This window comes from Reyranella sp., from assembly GCF_030651995.1.
Taxonomy (GTDB): Bacteria; Pseudomonadota; Alphaproteobacteria; order Reyranellales; family Reyranellaceae; genus Reyranella.
The window spans coordinates 65,575-84,670 of record NZ_JAUSBN010000071.1; the positions used below are offsets into that span (position 1 = coordinate 65,575).

A 19,096-nucleotide genomic window follows, 5' to 3' on the forward strand; every position below is an offset into this window, starting at 1 on the left:
GGGAAGAGATATGGCTGAAGCAAAGGATGATTACCCGGCTCACGCGGCGACCTATTCCGCGTTCAGCAAGCTGATGACGTTCACGCTCCTCTGGATCATCGTTCTTCTGGTGGCGATGGCCCTCGGCCTGATCGCGCACCTGCCGCTGCTGGGCCTCGTTGTGGGCATCGGCGGCTCGATCGCCCTCCTGATCGGCTTTGCCGTCCTGGGCTGACGCTCCGGGCAGAAACCTTCCAAAAGAAAAGCGGCCCGATTGGGCCGCTTTTTTCGTTCCGGTACGCCTCGCGTCAGCCGACGATCTCGGAGCCCGCGAAGAAGTAGGCAATCTCGATCGCGGCGTTTTCGGGCGAGTCCGAGCCATGCACCGAATTGGCTTCGATCGACTCGGCGAAGTCCTTGCGGATCGTGCCGGCGTCGGCGTTGGCCGGGTTGGTGGCGCCCATGATCTCGCGGTTCTTGGCGACGGCGTTCTCGCCTTCCAGGACCTGAACCACGACCGGACCCGAGGTCATGAAGGTGCACAGGTCGTTGAAGAACGGACGGGCCTTGTGGACGCCGTAGAACTGCTCGGCCTGCTGGCGGCTCATCTGGATGCGCTTCTGGGCGACGATGCGCAGGCCCTTCTCCTCGAACCGGGCGTTGATCTTGCCGGTCAGGTTCCGGCGGGTCGCATCCGGCTTGATGATCGAGAAAGTACGTTCGACGGCCATGAATTCCCTCGTGGAGGCAGTGATTTCAATGCTTGGGCGCGCCTTATAGACGCGGGGTTTGGACCCGGCAAGCGCGGCCATTGAGCTTGGTTTGCGGCCAAATCGCATGGTAAATGCCCGCCGCTCATGCTCCACATCAGTGACATCTCCTTTCGCCACGGCGAGCGGGTGCTCTTCGACCGCGCCTCGGCGGCCTTTTCGGACGGCTGGAAGGTCGGTCTCGTCGGCCGCAACGGCGCCGGCAAGTCGACGCTGCTGCGCCTGATCCAGGGCCAGATCGAGGCCGACAGCGGCGAGATCAACCTGATGGGCCGCACCCGCGTCGGCTCGGTGCCGCAGGACCCGCCCGGCGGCGATATCTCCGTAATCGACGCCGTGCTGGCGGCCGACGTCGAGCGCAGCGCGCTGCTGGCCGAGGATGCGACCTGCCAGGACGGCGTGCGCCTCGCCGAGATTCATGCCCGTCTCGAGGAAATCGGCGCGGCGGCTGCCCCTTCGCGGGCGGCGTCGATCCTGAACGGCCTGGGTTTCGACAACGAGAAGCAGTCCCGCCCCTGCGGCGAGTTCTCCGGCGGCTGGCGCATGCGCGTGGCGCTGGCCGGCACGCTGTTCAGCAGCCCGGACCTCCTCATCCTCGACGAGCCCTCGAACCACCTCGACGTCGAGGCGATGATCTGGCTCACCGAATATCTGAAGCGCTTCCGCAACACCGTCCTGATGGTGAGCCACGACCGCGACCTGCTGAACGACGTGTGCGACCACATCGTGCACATCGACCAGCAGAAGCTCGTCGCCTACACCGGCAACTACGACTTCTTCGAGCGCACCCGCGCCGAACGCCTCGCCAATGACGCCGCCCAACAGGCCAAGGTCGCCGCGCAGCGCAAGCACATGCAGGCCTTCGTCGACCGCTTCAAGGCCAAGGCCAGCAAGGCGCGTCAGGCCCAGTCGCGCATGAAGATGATCGAGAAGCTGGGACCGGTCGCGTCGGTGCCGATCGACGAGCGCATCTCGTTCAACTTCCCCTCGCCCGAGATCCTCGCCTCGCCGATCGAGACGCTGGACGACGTCTCCGTCGGCTACCCCGACGGGCCGCTGGTGCTGCGCAACCTCGACCTGCGCATCGACATGGAGGACCGGATCGCCCTGCTGGGCCAGAACGGTAACGGCAAGTCGACCTTCATCCGCCTGATCTCGCAGCGGCTCGAGCCGCGCGAAGGCCAGATGAAGAAGACGCCAAAGCTGCGCGTCGGATACTTCTCGCAGGATCAGGAGGAGAGCCTCGACTACGAGGGGACGCCGTTCGACCACATGAACCGCGCCCTCGGTCCCGGCGCAGGAGAGGCCAAGGTCCGTGCCCAGCTCGGCCGTTTCGGCTTCTCGCGCGACCGCGCCACGCTCAAGGTCGGGGTCATGTCCGGCGGCGAGAAGACCCGCCTGCTGCTGGCGCTCGCCACGCGCAACGCCCCGCACCTGCTGCTGCTCGACGAGCCGACCAACCATCTCGACATGGATGCGCGCGCCTCGCTGGTCGACGCCATCAACGACTTCGAAGGCGCGGTCGTGCTGGTGAGCCACGACACGCATCTGGTGAAGATGGTCGCCGACGCTTTGTGGGTGGTCCAGAACGGCACGGTGAAGCCGTTCGACGGCGACATCGACGAGTATCAGGCCAAGCTCCTGAAGGAGCGCGGAGCGCGGCCGCCCAAGGCCGAAAAGGCGGCCGATGCCGGCAGCAAGAAGGACCAGCGCAAGGCGGCCGCCGACAACCGCAGCAACAAGGCCCCGCTGAAGAAGGCGGTCGACAGTGCCGAGAAGATGCTGGCCCGCCTCACCGAACAGCTGAACGGAGTGCTCGCGAAACTGGCCGATCCCGCGATCTATGCCGGCCCCGCCAGCGTCGTCACGGAACTCCAGAAGGAAAAGGCCCGCCTCGAACGCGAGGTGGAGAACGCCGAGAGGCGCTGGTTGACCGCCCAGGAAGCGCTGGAAGCGGCCGCCTGACCTCTACTCGGCTACGGCCGGGTAGGCCGGCCTGCGGGCGCTGCTGTTCCGGATCAGCATTACCATGCCGGCATTGAACGTGTAGAGCCCGACGGCGATCCAGAATATCACCGCCGGCAGGCCGCTGTTCATCAGCACGCCGAACAGCGGCGGCGCCACGAACGAGCCGATATCGAGGCCCGAATAGACGAAGCCGAAGACCTTGCCCGAAGCGCCGGGAGGCGTCGCATTGCGCACGATCATGTCGCGCGAAGGATTGGTGATGCCGCCGGCGGCCCCCGCCAACGCCAGCAGGACCGGCAGCAAGGTCGGTGGCACGGTCTGGGTGGCGATCGGGACAGTGAGGCAGGCCGCCGCCAGGAGGCCAAACGCCGCCACCAGATCGTGCCGGCGCACACGGTCGGCGAAATAGCCGCCCACCAGGATACCCGCGGCCGAGCCGGCGATGAACACGATCAGGCAGAAGGCGGCATAGTTCTCCGTGACGCCGAACATGCTGCTCCAGGCCGGCACCGCAAACTGCTGGATGCCGACCGTGTTGGCGGCGATCAGCGCGAAGTAAGCGAGGCAGAGCAGCAGCGCCGGCTGCAGGAACAGCGCCAGCCCCGGCCTGCCGCCGGCCAGCGCGGCGGCCGCACGCACCTTGACCCTGTGATCGACCAACTGCTCACGATGAACGAAGACCAGTCCCGACAGTATGATTCCGGGCAACGCGCCGATCAGTGCCGCCCCCACCCAGCCGAACATGCTGTCGAGGAAATACATCACTGGCGCCGCCGCCCAGCCGAGCGATCCGCCGAGCCCGTGGATGCTGAAGGCGCGGCCCAGCCGGTTGGCGTTCACCGACGAGTTCAGCAGCGCGAAGTCTGCCGGATGAAAGACCGAATTGCCCAGCCCCGCGATGACCGCGATACCGGCGAAGCCCAGGAAGGAATGCGCGACCGAGATGCAGGCCAGGCCAAGCCCGACGACGAGAAGACCGCCGGCGAGGATCGGCCGGGCGCCGAAACGGTCCACCGCGAAGCCGGCTGCCGTCTGCGCCACTCCGGAGACCCCATAGAAGATGCCAGCCAGCAGGCCGACGTCGGCGTAACTCAGACCCGCTTCCTGACGGACGATCAGCAACATGGTCGCAAAGGCGAGTTGGTAGTAGTGGCTCACCCCATGGGCGACGCCGATCAGGCTGATCACCCTGAAATCATGCTGAAGCGGCGGTACGGTGGCAGCAGCCATGGGAACCTCGTCCCGATCATCATAGGCGATCCGCATCGCGGACGTTTGCGGAAATGCGCGGGGGAGCCATGCGCATGTGATGACGTGCTGCGGCGGCCCTTGTAGTGTCCCCGCCGGCAAGAGGGAGAAACGCATCATGAAGCGCTGGAAGCATCGCCCCGAAGGTTCGACCTGGGGAGACTGGGGCGACGACGATCAGCTCGGCCGCCTCAACCTGATCACGCCGAAGAAGGTGCTCGAGGGCATCGCCGAGGTGAAGGAAGGCATATCGTTCTGTCTCAGTCTGCCGCTGGACTTTCCGGGTGGCAACGTCCTGAACCCCCGCCGCCTGCCGCCCGTCCTGTCGCCCACCGGCGACGAGAATGGCTGGCGCTTCAACTTCCTGACCAACAGCCTCAACCCGCAATTCGTCGACGTGGCGAGCGACGACCGGGTGATCCTGACTCTGCAGTACTCGACCCAGTGGGACACGCTGGCCCATGTCGGCGGCATGTTCGACGCCGATGGCGACGGCGTGCCCGAGCCTCTCTACTACAATGGATTCAAGGCCGGTTCCGACGTGGTCGGGCCGCAGCCCGACGCCGGCCGCGACGGCTGCGGTCACCTGTCCTACGCCCACAAGCTCGGCGTGGAGAACATGGCGGCCAAGGCGATCCAGGGCCGCGCCGTGCTGGTCGACCTGGAGAAGCACTATGGCCGCGACCACAAATATGTGAGCTACGACGACTTCAAGCGCGTGCTCGACGCCGACAAGGTGGTGGTCGAACCCGGCGACATGCTGCTGCTGTACACGGGCTTCACCGACGAGATCGTGAAGATGAACAAGAACGTCGACCCGGCGCGCGCGCATGCGATGTGCTGCGTGCTCGACGGTCGCGACAAGCGCCTGCTGCAGTGGATAACCGACAGCCAGATCTCGGCGTTGATCGCCGACAACTATGGCGTCGAGGCCGTGCCGGCGAAGCCCGGCCCCGAGAAGGCCGACCACCCGTCGCTGCCGCTCCACAACCACTGCCTGTTCAAGCTGGGGCTCAATCTCGGCGAGATCTGGTGGCTGAAGGATCTGGCGCTCTGGCTGCGCGACAGCAAGCGCTCGCGCTTCCTGCTGACGGCGCCGCCGCTCCGCCTTCCCGGCGCGGTCGGCTCGCCCGCGACTCCCGTGGCAACGGTCTGAGGCCGGCATCGCGATGTCGTTCCCGGCGTTCGTCGCCCGAGGGCTGAAGGCGGAACGGTTCGCGCTCCTGGATATCGGCTGCTCCGGCGGCCTCGATCCGAAGTGGCGCGCCTTCGGCGACCGGCTGAAGGCGCTGGGCATCGACGCCAGCGACAGCGAATGCCGGCGGCTCGCTGCGGAGGAACGCAATCCCGACGTGTCCTACGTGGCGGCCTTCGTGAGCCCCCGCGCCGACCAGCCGATCGACCTGTCGGCCGGTCCGGCGGCGCCGCTGATCATGATGATGCGCGATCGCATGAGCTTCATGCGCACGCGCGCGATCCGCGACGCGAAGCTCCGGACGGCCTCCACCGAGGAGCAGCTTCGGCACAATGCCTGGGAACTGACCGGGCTCGCGGATCCGGCGAAGCCCGTGGTGGTGCCCGACCTGCTCGCGGCGCGCGGCTGGACCGACCTCGACTACATGAAGATCGACACCGACGGCATCGACTGGCAGATCCTTCAAAGCTTCGAGGGGCGCCTGCCGGCGAACCTGCTGGCCGTGCAGATGGAGGTGAACTTCGTGGGCGACGGTGCTCCCGACGAGCATTCCTTCCACAACACCGACCGCTTCATGCGCCGCCACGGTTTCGATCTGTTCCGACTGGACGTGCGCACCTATTCCTCGCGGGCTCTGCCGGCCCGGTACGTGTGGCCAACCCCGGCCGAGACGCATTCCGGTCGCCCCTTCCAGGGCGAAGCCTACTACGCGCTCGATCTTCTGGGTCCCAACGGTCCGGCAAGGCTTGCGGGCCTCAACGCCGAGAAAGTGGCCAAGCTGGCGGCGATCCTGTCGGCCTGGGACGTGCCCGATGCCGCCGCCGAACTTCTGCTCGGCTGCCGCGACAGGCTGAAGCCCGTCATCGACGTCGATCACGGGCTGGACATCCTCGCGGGCCAGGCCCAGGGCGACCGCGCCCGGCCGCTCGACTATCGAAGCTACATGGCCCGCTTCGAGTCCGATCCGCCGGACTTCTACCGGCCCGAAGGTCCGATCCCCCTGCGCGAGCGTCTCGCCGCGGCCTGGCAGGCCTATCTGAGGCCGCGCGACAGGCGTTAGCTCAAGCCTTCTTCTCCCAGCCGCCCGTATCGGTCTGCTGCCAATAGGCCAGGGTGTGGCCCGCGGTCTTGTAGGTCTTCCACCGATCGCGCGCGTCGGCGACGGCCGTGTCGTCCCGGCCATCAAACAGTTCGAAGCAGCGCTTGTAGTCGCCGACCTTCTCCGACTTCGCCCGGTCGGCGACGAACAGGAAATTCGCGCCGTTCGGGTTCTCGTCGAGATGCGTCAGCCAGACGAGCTGGCGATCGGCCTCGCCATCGCGTGCCGCACCGTGCGGCAGGAACCCGTCCGGATCGTAGACCCAGAGATGGGTATTCAACGCATCCACCCGCTCCGGCGAACCGAGCAACACAACCGCCCGCTCCCCCGCCTGCAACGTCTTGGTCAGCAGGCGCGGCAGCGTGTCTTCCAGGGACGATCGGGTCAGATGGTAGAAGTTGACCTCGGTCGCCATCGGCGGATCAGCGCTCGTAGTTTTCGGCGATCAGCCGGTCGAGCAGGCGCACGCCGAAGGCCGTCGCGCCCTTGGGCCTTGTGGTGTCGCCCTTGCTGGACCACGCGACGCCCGCGATGTCGATATGCGCCCAGGCGACACCCTCCTTAACGAAGCGCTGCAGGAACTGCGCCGCCGTGATCGAGCCGCCGTCGCGCCCGCCGCCGACATTCTTCATGTCGGCGATCTCGGAGTCGATCAGCTTGTCGTACTTCGGCCCGAGCGGCATGCGCCACAGCTTCTCGCCAATCCCCGACCCCGCCGCGCGCAGCCGGTTGGACAGCTCCGTGTCGTTGCAGAACAGACCCGCGCGCTCGTGGCCCAGCGCGACGATGATCGCGCCGGTCAGGGTCGACAGCTCGACCATCGCCTGCGGCTTGAACTTCTCCTGCGCGTACCACATGGCGTCGCACAGGATCAGCCGGCCTTCGGCGTCGGTGTTGATGACCTCGACCGTCTGGCCGGACATCGACTTCACGACGTCGCCAGGACGCTGGGCATTGCCGTCGGGCATGTTCTCGACCAGCGCGCACACCGCCACGACGTTCGCCTTGGCCTTGCGGCCGGCGATCAGCTTCATGGCGCCGGTGACGGCGCCGGCGCCGCCCATGTCCCATTTCATGTCTTCCATGCCGGCGGCCGGCTTCAGCGAGATGCCACCGGTATCGAAGCACACGCCCTTTCCGATCAGGGCGACGGGGGCCTGCCCCTTCGGGCCGTTCATCCACTTCATGACGAGGAGCTGCGAGTCGCGGCCGCTGCCCTGCCCTACCGCCAGCAGCGTCTCCATGCCGAGCTTCTTCATCTCGGCCTCGCCCAGAATCTCGACCTTTACGCCAAGCTTGGTGAGCTCCTTGGCACGGCGCGCGAATTCCACCGGATAGAGAACGTTCGGCGGCTCGCTCACCAGATCGCGCGCCAGGAACACGCCGTCCACCACCGGCTCGAGCTGGGCATAGGCCTTCCGGGCCTCGGCGGGTGCGGCCAGGACGACGGTGAGGCGCTGGAGCGACAGCTTCTGCTCGGGCTTGTCCTTGGTCTTGTACTTGTCGAAACGATAGCTGCGCAGGCGGACGCCCAGCGCGAGATGGGCAGCCAGCTCGGCCGGCGACAGGCGGCTTCCCTTGACCGGGTCGACGACCACGGTCACGGCGGTATGGCCGGCGGCATTGGCCTCGGCCGCGACCACGCCGCCCAGCTCCTCGGCTGCCCGTGCATCGAGGTCCTGCCCCTTGCCGACGCCCAGCAGCAGCAGGCGTGCAACTTCACCGGACTGGCCCAGGACGGTCTGGGTCTGGCCCTTGGCTCCGGTGAACCGCCCTGCCTCCAGGGCGCGGGTCACGGCCCCGTCGGCCGCCGTGTCGACGGCTTCCGCCGTCGCAAGCAGCTGCTTTTCGGCCCCGACGAACACCGCAACATTGCCGGCAAAGGCCTTCGGAAAGGCCAAAAACTCCACTTTCATCCACATCCCCTGCGCCTGGCGCCTGACTTGACCCGATATTTCGCCCCTGCGACGGGACCGCGCAAGCTGTGTTTGGCCGCCGCGCCCCTGCAAAATCGGGGTGGCATCGGGACGCAAGCGCCAGTATCAGTACCGGCCCTCAAAACGGACATGGAAATGACCATAGGAACTCTGCCTCGCGTCTCGGTCGTCGGTCTCGGCAAGCTCGGTGCCCCCCTCGCCGCGGTGCTCGCCAGCCGCGGCTTCACCGTCATCGGCCTGGATGTGAACAAGACGCTGGTCGACTCGATGAACGCCGGCAAGATGCCGATCGTCGAACCGCAGCTCAACGAACTGATCGCCGCGAACAAGGAGCGCCTGTCGGCGACCATGGACGCCAACGAGGCGATCCAGAAGAGCGACGCCAGCTTCGTGATCGTCCCGACCCCGTCGGACAGCACCGGCTTCTTTTCCAACCGTTTCGTGCTCCAGGCCATGGAGACGCTCGGCAAGGCCCTGAAGAACAAGCGGGGCTATCACATGGTCGTCATCACCAGCACGGTGATGCCCGGCACCACCGGCACCGAGATCAAGGACGCCCTGGAGGCCGCCTCCGGCCGCAAGGTCGGCCCCGACCTCGGCCTGTGCTACAATCCGGAGTTCATCGCGCTGGGCAGCGTCGTGCGCGACATGCTGTTCCCCGACTCGATCCTGATCGGCGAGAGCGATGCCAAGGCCGGCGATATGCTGCAGACCATCTACCTGCAGATGTGCGAGACGAAGCCGCCGGTGCAGCGCATGAACTTCGTCAATGCCGAACTCACCAAGATCTCGGTGAACACCTACGTCACCACCAAGATTTCCTACGCCAACATGCTGGCCGACATCTGCGACCGGATTCCGGGCGCCGACGTCGACGCCGTGACCAAGGCTCTGGGCGCCGACACCCGCATCGGCGCGAAGTACCTCAAGGGGGCGATGGGCTATGGCGGCCCCTGCTTCCCGCGCGACAACGTGGCGTTCGCCGCCTTCGCCCGCAAGATCGGCGCGCGCGCCGACGTGGCCGAGGCAACCGACCGCATCAACAACTTCCAGGTCGAGCGCCTTTCCACTCTCGTCTCGAAGTTCGCCAAGGCGGGCACGCGCATCGCCATCCTCGGCCTCTCCTACAAGCCGCACACGCCGGTGGTGGAAGAGAGCCACAGCGTGAAGCTGGCCGCCAAGCTCGCCGATGCGGGCTATGTGGTCACCGTGCACGATCCGCTGGCGCAGGATGCCGCGCTCGCCGTGCTGGGCGACAAGGTGGTCGGCGCCTCCTCGATAGAGGGTGCGGTGCGCGAGTGCGACCTGCTGATCGTCGCGACCGGCTGGCCGCAGTACAAGGACATCTCGCCCGACTGCTGCAAGCGGGAGGGTCAGCGTCTGACCGTTCTCGACCTGTGGCGGACGCTGCCCGCCGACAAGTTCGAAGAGGTCGCCGACCTTCTGTATCTCGGATCGGGCCGGTAGAGCCGGCGTTTCAGCATCACTGAACGTCAAAGCCCGCATCGTGCGGGCTTTTTCATGTGCCCTCGGGTTTGTTGAGTTGCTGGCATTTAAGCCGCACACTCACACTGGAATTTTCTCCTGCGAGCAATGCGAGACAGGCTCATCAAATGACTGTTTTCACCGACCTTACCGGCAGAGCCATCACGGCAATTCGCCGTAGCACGCCTCGGCACAAGTGGGACGAGATCGCGGAAGTGATCGTCCGGGACCGGCAGAAGGTGGAGGCCGAGCTGAAGTCAGCGGCGCCGCAATCCAATTTCCGCGCACTGCTGCCGGAACTGAGGGAGCGTTCGCATGTCAAGATTCCGGGCCTGCTCGAAAATGCCGCCCAGCTTCGCGACTACTTCGGAACACTGCCCGTTCACAAGGGAGCGCATGTCTTCTCTTTCGACGGGGCGATGCGGTCCCTCGCTGACGTGCGCTCGGACTTCCCGATGGCAGGCTACAACTCGGATTTCGTCCTGAAGGCACCGGGCCTGCTGGAAGCCCTCAACGATCCCGCGCTGATCGATCTCATCGAGCAGTATCTCGGCTGTGTTCCAACGCTTTATTCGCTCAATGCCTGGTGGACGTTCCCCGCCCAAAAGCCCGAGATGACGAATGTGCAGTTCTTCCACAGGGATACCGATGACTGGCGGTTCCTGACGCTGTTCCTCTACCTCACGGACGTCGGCCCGGACGGCGGACCACACGAGGTGATCCCCGGATCGCATTCGGTCGACGGGATGAAGAAGTTATTGAAGTCGGTGCCGTGGTGGCGCTCCAAGATGGATGTCGAGCGCAGCTTCGTCGACGACATGGGCGAGGAGTTTTCCAGCGCCTGCGAGCAGCACTTCAGGAACGCCGCCGTACAGCTCACCGGGCCGGCCGGCTCCATGTTCCTCGTGAACACGCTCGCGCTGCATCGCGGCATCGTTCCGACGCGCACCGACAGGCTGATCATCTGGGCCCGATACGGGCTTGGCCCCAACACCAACTCGGCGGACCTCGAAAGGGGTCCCCTGGGAATCCGCCTCGTCCCGACGAAACTTCAGGGCACGCCCCGCGAGAAGTACATCAATCGCCTTCTCGTGCAGTTCGATCGAAAGCCGGAGAACTGAGGCCGGGCAAGCCGATCAACTATATCGCGCGACGTCCCCGGAAGCGCAGAACCTTGCCGCGAAGGCTCGGATCGACGCGCGGCAAACCGGCAAGAACCTGGCTGCAGAACGGGTTGATGTTGGCGCCGACATAGTCCGTGAACAGCGGCCAGAACTTGTTGTAGATCACGTTCACGCCGACGAAGCGACGCGGGGTCCGCCGACCCGGAGGCCGCGTTTCCGCCTCCATCGAAGCCGCCTGTTTGAAGAGCTTCGCGACGACCTTGAGGCGCTTGGTATCCAACGGACCGGCCTGCCGTCCTATGCGGATGGGCTCCTCCGCATCCTGCGTTGCCAGGCCGAACTCGAAGATGAACATCTCCGCCCTCGGAAGCAGATCTTCGAAGGCGCCCCTCTCCTCTCCCTCCAGATCCGACGGAAGGCCTTCGCACTCGTTCGGCACCAGAACCGGACCGGTGAATCCCATGGCCCGCCACGCCGTGAGGAACCGCTCGACGAACTCACCGCGGGCTCCCACGATCATCACCGACGTCGAACGCGGATAGGTCAGCATCTGATCGGCCACGAAGGGCAAGGTGTGGTCGATATCGTAGGTCAGATCGTCGTAGAGGAACCATTCCAGGCTGGTCGACGTGTACGGCACCGTGGCCGGCTTCAAGGCCGCATCGAGTCCTGCCGTGAAGCGCTGGTAGGACGTCTCGCGGTCGAGCCTCACTTCCTCGATCTCGACGTCCGGCCAACCCCAGTTCTCGGCCTGCTCCGGAACGTAAGGCGTCGACACGTTCCAGATGTATTGATCCTGGTCGTTCATCCGGGTCTGCCGGCCCTTGTTGTTGGCGGCGGCAACGCGGGTATGATCGCAGTGATAGCCGAAGACCTTGTCGATCAGCGTGTCGACGCGCCCACGATACAGGGCAAGGCGCGCGGCCAGGTTCGAGTCGCAATGCCAGCCCAGCAGCATCGATTCGTCGAAACCATGGATCGCGAACATGTCCTCGCGAAGCGCTGCCTGGAAGTCGCCCAAGGCATCATACTTCATGGGCATGAAGTTATGGACGACCTGGTTCAGGTGGTAGCGGACCGACCAGTCCCGCAGCTTGGCGAGATTGCCGGCCGGATCCCGGCGGTCGAAGGCAGCTTCCCACAGCATTTCCGGAAGTTCGAAGCGCGGTATCTGGTAGAAACCATCAGGAACGGCGCCCAGGATATCGCTGAGCGATTCGCCCTCGATGCGGGGCACCAGCAGCATGTCGGTGTTGGTGTAGAGGACCCACCGGTTCCGCGGGTTCGACCGGCGCAGTGCCACGTTGCGGGATTGAGCCTCCAGCGCGACCAGATGCGTCTTCGACCTGAGATGCGCATGCTGTTCGGGGCGGATCCTCAGCACCCGCATGACCTTCTTGGCCTTCTCCGTCAGGGTGTCGTGAATCGCCTCGGGAAAGGTCGGGTGATCGTCGGGCGTGTTGTAGTCGACGAAGAGAATCTCATCGTCCGGATCCGACATCACCTCGGCGATCGCATTGAAGCTGATGGCCGCCCGCTTGTGGAGATTGTAGCCGTGGGTGTCGTTGCGGCCATAGAGAATGACGGAAAACATGATACCTCGCGTGAGGGGCAATCACTCAGGGAGCGGAACGCGCCAGCTCGTTGCGGGCTGCTGCGTATTCCACGAGCGTGGGCTGACCGGTGTCCACGACCTGCTGCCAATATGAGCGGGCGGCGGACCGATCCCGGGCATGCGCGGCCACACCGAGCTGAAACAGCGCTTCGGCACGACGGGCAGCGCTGTCGGCTTGAGCCATCACTTCCGACTCGGAAACCTTTCCAGACTGCAACGCCAGCAGCGACGAGACCCAGGGATCGCCGTCGACGAAGCCGTCGGCGGACAAGGGCCGTCCAAGCCGGAGCAATGCGGTGCGCAGATACACCGTCCAGTAGGGATCGCGGCGGTCGTTCCTGACCATCGTTTCGAGATGGGCCAGCGCGAGCTCATGATCAGCGAGACGCATGGCAACATAGGCACTCGCGGCCGGACGACCGCCGAGCAGAGCGAGTTGCTGCCGCCAGTCGCCGTTGGCCTGCTCGACGTGTCCGAGCGCCACATGGGCAATACCCCGGGCGTTCAAGGCTTCCGGGTCCTTCGGGCGCGCGGCGATCACCCTGTCGAGGACCTCGAGAGCGGCAGCGTGCCGGCCCAGGGCGGACAGCGCTTCACCCTTCAGCGCCAGAGCGTCCAGCGAGTTGGGGTGAAGCTTCAGGGTGCGTTCATAGTCGGCCAGCGCCAGGTCGGGCTGCCGGTCGGCGAGATAGGCATTCCCGCGCGCGAGGTGCGGCAAGGCGAATTTCTTGAGCGACTTCAGAACCCTCGTATAGGCGACGATCTCGGCGGTATGCGATCCCTGCTGGCGCAGCACGAAGTGCCGGTCCGGGGCCCCTGGCCGCCCGGCCTGCCGGAGCCTGCGGGCCTGCTCGTATTTCGCGGACGCCGCGGCCATGTCGCCGCCCATGTCGAGGGCCTCGGCTTCGGCCTCGATCGCATCCGAAAAACCAGGAGCGATCTCGATCGCCTGCCGGAGCAGGCGTATGGCTGTCTCGCCGTCACCAGTACGAAAGAGCGCCGTTGCGCGCAGGAAGAGATGTTCCGCTTCACTGCCGTTGCCGCCCGGGACCCACTCGTCTGCCGCTTGCCGCCGCCGCGTACTGAGCGCCTCTCGCAGGCTTCCCGACAGGCGCAACAACATCCCTGAGTTACTCACAAAATTGCTCCCGCACGGTAGGGGACCGAATAAGCCGCGACGCCGGCCGGGGCCTTGTCCTGCCCCGAGATTGCTCGCAGAACTGCCAGAACGCTCCGATAGCCCGCCAAACCGCCATTTCGGCCTGTCCGCTAACTTAGCGTCGCAGGAACGTCAAGGCACCGATCACCCCGCAGGGTGTGCCACGCAGGCACGCAATTGACGGAATTCTACCGCATCGATAACAAACCGCCCCACAAGACGGCACTTAGGCCGTTCGAGCAGGTGTCAACGAATGAATGCCCCGCCCTATCTCAGCATCGTTGGCTGGGCACGGAACGACGGTTACACGCCGAATTACGCAAAGCGCCTTGAACACTCCCTGGGCTTCCTCGTCCGCCAGCTCGACAGCTACAAGATCCCCTCCGAGGTGATCGTCGTGGAGTGGAACCCCCCGCCCGGGAATCCCCTCCTGGCGGACCTGCTGAATGGCTTCCTCGGCAGCACATCCCACGCGAGCGTTCGGTTCATCGTCGTGCCCCCGCAATTCCATCGTGGCCCGCGCGGCTGGGAGAAACGCGGGATGCACGTAAACCACGCGGCCAATGTCGGCCTGCGGCGGGCCAGGGGTCGTTTTGTGACGCCCAAGGCGCTGGATACGTTCTATTCGGAGAAGCTTGTATCGACGATCGGCCAGTTCGACCTCGACGACCGGCGCGTCTATCGCTGCGACAGGCTGGATGCCCGCATGGAGGACGAGTCGTGGCTCGACCTTCCGGATGATGAACTCCTGGCGGCGCTGGCGCGCCATGTCGTCCTCAGGAACGACCGGCTGACTCACAGCATCGACTGGAAGATGCGGGATCTCCACACCAATGCCTGCGGCGACTTCATCCTGATGTCCACGCCGAGGTGGCACGAGATCCGAGGCTACCAGAAGGACCCGACCGTCCTCTGCCTGGATTCCGATTCGATCGCGCTCCATGCCGCGGCCGCGCATGGTGCGTCCGAGGTCCACTGGCAGGAGGAGTGCATCTACAAGGTCGTGCACGGAAACACCCATGCCCAGCGCGTGACCACGATCTGGAAAGACTGGCAACTCAGGCTTGACCACTATCTGATCAGGCGCCACCGGCGGGAACTGGCGATGAATCTGCGGGTATGGCTCGACTATCCCCGGCGCCGCGTCCGCGGCCTGGAAGAGATCCTCGCTCCCTCGATCGAACGCCACTTCGTGGCCAAGGCGGCTCGGTATGCGAAGAACGACACTTCCCTCGTGACGAATGATCCCGACTGGGGCCTGGGCCGCGAGACCCTGACGGAACGGACCGTGGCTCGCGCGGCCTGGGACGTGCCATGACCGTCCGGCAGGTCGTCTGCCTGGTCGGCGGGCTCGGGACGCGCCTCGGTCCGCTCACCCAGAATATGCCCAAGCCCCTTCTGAAGGTCGGAGGCCGGCCCTTTCTCGACTATCTGATAGACGAGGCAAACCGTTTCGGCCTCGAGCGATTGCTGCTGCTGGCGGGGCATAATGCCGGCGAAGTCGTGCGACACTATGCGGGCAAGGTCGTCGGCGGTCTGTCGATCGACGTGGTCGTGGAAACGGCGCCCCTGGGCACGGCAGGCGCCCTCGCCAACGCCGCTCACGCCCTCGATCCGGTCTTTTTCCTGGCCAATGGCGATTCCTTCTTCGGCTTCAACTGGCTGGCCCTCGTGCCGGCTCTCGAGCGCGACGACTGGACGATGCACCTCGCGCTGGCCAGAGGTGTCGCCGGGGGGCGGTACGGCCGCGTCGAAACCCGCGGGAGCCGCATATCGCGGTTCCTGCCCAAGGCGGAAAGCGAGCTCCCCATCAACGCCGGCATCTATCTCGTCCGGCGTCGGATCCTCGAGAGGATCCGCAGCGTCCCCAGCTCGCTCGAGAACGACATTCTCCCTCCGCTCGCCTCGGAGGGCGAACTCCTGGGGCTCGCCGCGGAAGGCACCTTCATCGACATCGGGGTTCCCGACGATTTTGCACGCTCGCAGCAGGTCATGCCGGCCTTCACGCGCAGGCCGGCTGCGTTCCTCGACCGGGACGGTGTGATCAATCACGACGATAACTACGTGCATCGCCCCGAGCAGATACGCTGGATCGACGGGGCAAAGGAGGCGATCCGCTGGCTGAACGATGCCGGCTACTATGTGTTCGCCGTTACGAACCAGGCAGGCGTCGCGCGCGGCTACTATGGCGAGGACGACGTAAGGTCTCTTCATGGCTGGATGCAGAGCGAGCTGCAAAGCGCCGGCGCGCATGTGGATCGTTTCGAGTACTGCCCCTATCACCCCGAGGGGGCGGTCGAGCGATATCGGCGGGTTTCCGAGCTGCGCAAGCCGGCACCGGGGATGATCCTCAAGCTTCGGAAGGAATGGAACGTCGACATGGAAGGGTCTTTCATGATCGGCGACCGTGACATCGACATGCAGGCGGCGGCCGCGGCCGGCATCTCCGGCTATCAGTTTTCCGGCGGCAACCTGCTCGACTTCGTCAGGATGCGCGTGCCGGCGACACGAAGAAGCTCCTCTGCGCGTTGATCGCCAGCACTTTTTCCACGACGTCGGCCGGTAAAGCCCCCTGCCCGCTCGCTTCGGCATTCGTCTCCGCTTCTGCGGGGTGAAGCACCCCGGGGATGACACTCGAAACGCCGTCGAACGAAAGACAGAAGCGCAGGGCGCCCAGAACGGCTTCACGTCCCGGGTTCGCCGAGACCGCCGACAGCAGGTCGCGCGCTCCATCGATCCAGTTGTCGAGCTGGGCGCGCGACCACGCCGCCCGGTGGTCTCCGGCGGCAAAGACGGTCGTCCGGTCGATCGTCCCCGTGAGAAAGCCGAAGCAAAGCGGAGTCCGAGCGATGAACGCCGCACCGCGCCGTAAGACTTCCTCTAGCAGCCCCTCGGTGACGACGCGAACGTCCATCATGTTGAAGTTGGCCTGGACGATCGGGGCTCCCATCACACGCAGCGCCTCGACCGCGCCGGCGGGGTTCTTCGCGGAGACGCCCCAGGACCGGATCTTCCCTTCGGCGAGCAACGCGGCGAGCACCTCCCTGGTCTCACCGGCGGTCAGAACGTCCGAGGGAGGATTGTGGAGCTGCAGGACGTCGAGATAGTCGGTCCCGAGGCGCTTCAGGCTGAGTTCCGCCGAGCGCCTGATGGCAGCAGGCGAGAAATCCGGAGGCTTCGTCCAATCGTCGTAGCCCGCCTTGGTCGCAATCACGGCCTTGTCCCGCCTGCCCGCCACCGCCCTGCCGATCAGGGCTTCGCTATGCCCCGCCCCATAGGCGCTGGACGTGTCGAAGAAGGTGATGCCGAGATCGAGCGCCCGGTGCAGAGCGCTCAGGGACTGGGCGTCGTCCGTATCGCCGTAGGACGTGGCACCGGCCGTTCTTCCGCCGATGCCCCAGGCGCCAAACCCCACCTCCGAGACCATAATTCCGGTCTCGCCCAACTTACGATACTTCATGGCGTCGGCCGCAGGGTCAGTAGTGACCGGCCAGCTCGGGCGTGATCTCGACGGCGCGGGGCGAATAGAGATAAGCGCCCTTCTTGTTGCCCCACCAGACGATCTCGCGGCACCATTTCTGGAAATCGTCGTAGGGCCTGCTGGTGCGGTCGACTTCCACGACGATCGGGACCTTGCGCAGCAGAGCGGGTTCGCCGCCGCGCACCTTGTTCCAGTAGTCCAGAAGGTCGTAGTCGAGCTTCACCTTGATGTCGCCCTTGGCGAAGGGCTGGTGCACCAGCGCGTGGTTCAGCCGGACCGCCTCTTCGACGATCTCGAGCGGAAGGCCGTCGCTCCGCGCCCGCACGGTCTCTGAAAGGAGTTCGCCGGCCTCCTTGTAGAAGGCGTCGAACTTCCCTTCCGCCGTGAGCTTAACGAAGATGTACTCGTCGGCCGGCCAGAAGATGTTGAGATACTCCTTCGAGAAAACGTACTCGGAACCACCCTCCTGGATGGACCGTGCCTCGCTCTCGAAGAAGGCGTTGATCCCTGCGATCGTCGGGAACCGTTTGGCATCGGCCGCCATGAAGGCCTCGATCATATCGCGGTAGGAAATGCCCGAAATGCCATGCGCGAGGATGAGCGGGATCTGGAACAGCTTGTCGAAATGGAGCAGCGCCGTCATCCAGCAGAAGATGCGGGTGCGCCGCCAGTCGTCGAGCGGCGTCGCCGCGGTGGCAATGACCAGATCCTGCACTTCCGGCACGTCGTCATCGAGTTCGATGCGCTCGCCGTGGATGTTGATGATCTTGGATTCCACCGTGACCATGCCGTACTTCGCCTGGTAGGCGGGATCGCCCATCTCGGCGTTCGGCAGGATCGACAGGTTGTTGAACTGGATGCGGTTGTGCTGGCCGTTCTCCATCAACTGGTCGACGCCGCGCACGAAGGACTCGTAGGTCTCGCCGGGCAGGCCCAGGATCAGGTCCGAATAGGTCTCGACCTTGTCGCGCGTGAAGCGGCGCTGCAACTCCATGTAGGTGCCGAGGGAGATGTTGTCGCGCTTGATCGCCTCGAGGGTCGGCATGTCGACGCTCTGCATCGACAGCGCCACGCCCTTGTTGAGGCCGGCGTCGGACAGGATCTTCTGCGTTTCGTAGGCCCGTTCCGTCGCGTTCTTGGTGTTCTGCACCGAGAGCGCCACCGGATAGCCGGTCGTCTTCTTCACGTCGGCGACGTAGTTGGCGATGTCGACGTCGCGCTTCTGGATGCCGAAGTTAGCGTCGCAGCAGAAGATGTACTCGATCTTCTTCTGGGCGAACCAGTCGACCTCGCGATAGAGCCGCTCCTCGCCGAACTTGGTGACCTTGCCGGCGGTTGCCGAGCCCCAGTCGCAGAACGTGCAGCGGAAGGGACAACCCCGGTTGGTCTCCCACAGACCGATCCAGCTCTCCGTCTGGTTCGCCGCCATGATCTCGTCGAAGGCGCCTTCCAGGAACGGCGACGGAATTTCGTCGAGATCGCGAACCCGGTCGAGATTCTTGGTTCGGACGAAGCTGTCGTCGGCCCTGACCATGCTGACGCCCGGGATGGTGTCCCACGTCGACCGATCGTGGAACGTTTCCAGCAGCTTGAGGAACGTCCGCTCGCCCTCGTTGTGGACCGCGAGATCGATCTGGCGATTGGCCCGCATGAACGACTCGGGCTGGTCCGGAACGTGCGGCCCGCCGAAGACGATGACGATGCCCGGCTTCAACGCCTTCAGTCGACGGGCGATCTCGAGCGAAATCCGGCCATTCCAGACATAAGTGCTGAAGCCGACGATGTCGGCATCCTTCAGGGCCTCGACCGCATCGGCGATGCGCACGCGCTTGTAGAGCGACGGCAGGAACCGAAAGAGCTCGGGCCTGGCTGCGAATTTCTGGACGTAGGTCTGCAGCAAGGCGACCGAATAGGGCAGATAGTTCTGGCCGGAGAAGGAATTGTTGATCTGGACCAGCCCGACGACCAACGGCTTCGTCGGCGGCGTCGCTTGCACAGTGGCTTCTTCGGCGTGTGGCGTCGACATTCGCTGCGCC

Annotated in this window: 16 protein-coding genes; 8 read left to right on the top strand and 8 right to left on the bottom strand. The window is 65.1% G+C overall.

Annotated elements, in window-relative coordinates; translation table 11 throughout:
* The first annotated feature begins 10 nt into the window (after positions 1–10).
* Positions 11–214, top strand: coding sequence for an aa3-type cytochrome c oxidase subunit IV (locus Q7V45_RS22195; RefSeq protein ID WP_304856198.1), 204 nt, complete (start codon positions 11–13; stop codon positions 212–214).
* Between the two features lie 73 nt (positions 215–287).
* Here the strand turns inward: Q7V45_RS22195 and ndk are convergent, their stop codons facing one another.
* Complete coding sequence (gene ndk, locus Q7V45_RS22200; protein ID WP_295136508.1) at positions 288–710, bottom strand: nucleoside-diphosphate kinase; 423 nt, start codon at positions 708–710, stop codon at positions 288–290.
* A 126-nt stretch (positions 711–836) separates the two neighbouring features.
* On the opposite strand from ndk, the gene Q7V45_RS22205 reads away from it, so the two are divergent.
* The gene (locus Q7V45_RS22205; protein ID WP_304856201.1) at positions 837–2,714 is read left to right on the top strand and encodes an ABC-F family ATP-binding cassette domain-containing protein; all 1,878 of its coding nucleotides are present in this window, start codon (positions 837–839) and stop codon (positions 2,712–2,714) included.
* Between the two features lie 3 nt (positions 2,715–2,717).
* On the opposite strand, the gene Q7V45_RS22210 is transcribed toward Q7V45_RS22205, so the two are convergent.
* Positions 2,718–3,947 (bottom strand): MFS transporter, encoded by a 1,230-nt coding sequence (locus Q7V45_RS22210; RefSeq protein WP_304856204.1) that lies wholly within the window; start codon positions 3,945–3,947, stop codon positions 2,718–2,720.
* 136 nt (positions 3,948–4,083) lie between these two features.
* Here Q7V45_RS22210 and Q7V45_RS22215 point away from each other — a divergent pair, with 136 nt between their 5' ends.
* Entirely contained in the window at positions 4,084–5,121 is a 1,038-nt protein-coding gene (locus Q7V45_RS22215; protein ID WP_304856205.1) for a cyclase family protein, read from the top strand.
* Positions 5,122–5,134: 13 nt separating this feature from the next.
* Positions 5,135–6,220, top strand: a complete 1,086-nt coding sequence (locus Q7V45_RS22220) for a hypothetical protein (RefSeq protein ID WP_304856206.1) — start codon at positions 5,135–5,137, stop codon at positions 6,218–6,220.
* A 1-nt stretch (position 6,221) separates the two neighbouring features.
* Here Q7V45_RS22220 and Q7V45_RS22225 read toward each other — a convergent pair whose 3' ends face one another.
* Entirely contained in the window at positions 6,222–6,674 is a 453-nt protein-coding gene (locus tag Q7V45_RS22225) for a DNA polymerase III subunit chi (protein WP_304856207.1), read from the bottom strand.
* Positions 6,675–6,681: 7 nt separating this feature from the next.
* Positions 6,682–8,175 (bottom strand): leucyl aminopeptidase, encoded by a 1,494-nt coding sequence (locus Q7V45_RS22230; protein WP_304856209.1) that lies wholly within the window; start codon positions 8,173–8,175, stop codon positions 6,682–6,684.
* Between the two features lie 156 nt (positions 8,176–8,331).
* Here Q7V45_RS22230 and Q7V45_RS22235 point away from each other — a divergent pair, with 156 nt between their 5' ends.
* Together Q7V45_RS22235 and Q7V45_RS22240 are read left to right on the top strand one after the other, a co-directional pair.
* Positions 8,332–9,663 (top strand): UDP-glucose/GDP-mannose dehydrogenase family protein, encoded by a 1,332-nt coding sequence (locus tag Q7V45_RS22235; RefSeq protein ID WP_304856212.1) that lies wholly within the window; start codon positions 8,332–8,334, stop codon positions 9,661–9,663.
* Positions 9,664–9,719: 56 nt separating this feature from the next.
* Positions 9,720–10,802, top strand: a complete 1,083-nt coding sequence (locus tag Q7V45_RS22240; RefSeq protein WP_304856214.1) for a hypothetical protein — start codon at positions 9,720–9,722, stop codon at positions 10,800–10,802.
* Positions 10,803–10,821: 19 nt separating this feature from the next.
* On the opposite strand, the gene Q7V45_RS22245 is transcribed toward Q7V45_RS22240, so the two are convergent.
* Together Q7V45_RS22245 and Q7V45_RS22250 are read right to left on the bottom strand one after the other, a co-directional pair.
* Positions 10,822–12,399 carry a hypothetical protein gene (locus tag Q7V45_RS22245; RefSeq protein WP_304856216.1) on the bottom strand — a complete coding sequence of 526 codons (1,578 nt, stop codon included), beginning with the start codon at positions 12,397–12,399 and terminating at the stop codon, positions 10,822–10,824.
* A gap of 25 nt (positions 12,400–12,424) precedes the next feature.
* Positions 12,425–13,543: a tetratricopeptide repeat protein gene (locus Q7V45_RS22250; RefSeq protein WP_304856218.1), complete on the bottom strand. Its 1,119-nt coding sequence runs from the start codon at positions 13,541–13,543 to the stop codon at positions 12,425–12,427.
* 289 nt (positions 13,544–13,832) lie between these two features.
* On the opposite strand from Q7V45_RS22250, the gene Q7V45_RS22255 reads away from it, so the two are divergent.
* Both Q7V45_RS22255 and Q7V45_RS22260 read left to right on the top strand, forming a co-directional pair.
* On the top strand, positions 13,833–14,897 hold the full coding sequence (locus Q7V45_RS22255; RefSeq protein WP_304856221.1) for a hypothetical protein: 1,065 nt from the start codon (positions 13,833–13,835) through the stop codon (positions 14,895–14,897).
* Positions 14,894–16,111 (top strand): HAD-IIIA family hydrolase, encoded by a 1,218-nt coding sequence (locus Q7V45_RS22260; RefSeq protein ID WP_304856223.1) that lies wholly within the window; start codon positions 14,894–14,896, stop codon positions 16,109–16,111. Before Q7V45_RS22255 ends, Q7V45_RS22260 begins: the two co-directional genes overlap by 4 nt.
* On the opposite strand, the gene Q7V45_RS22265 is transcribed toward Q7V45_RS22260, so the two are convergent.
* Complete coding sequence (locus tag Q7V45_RS22265) at positions 16,065–17,024, bottom strand: aldo/keto reductase (RefSeq protein ID WP_304856226.1); 960 nt, start codon at positions 17,022–17,024, stop codon at positions 16,065–16,067. The two genes, Q7V45_RS22260 and Q7V45_RS22265, sit on opposite strands and share 47 nt — an antisense overlap.
* A gap of 31 nt (positions 17,025–17,055) precedes the next feature.
* Positions 17,056–19,086 carry a B12-binding domain-containing radical SAM protein gene (locus Q7V45_RS22270; protein WP_304856228.1) on the bottom strand — a complete coding sequence of 677 codons (2,031 nt, stop codon included), beginning with the start codon at positions 19,084–19,086 and terminating at the stop codon, positions 17,056–17,058.
* Between the last annotated feature and the right edge of the window lie 10 nt (positions 19,087–19,096).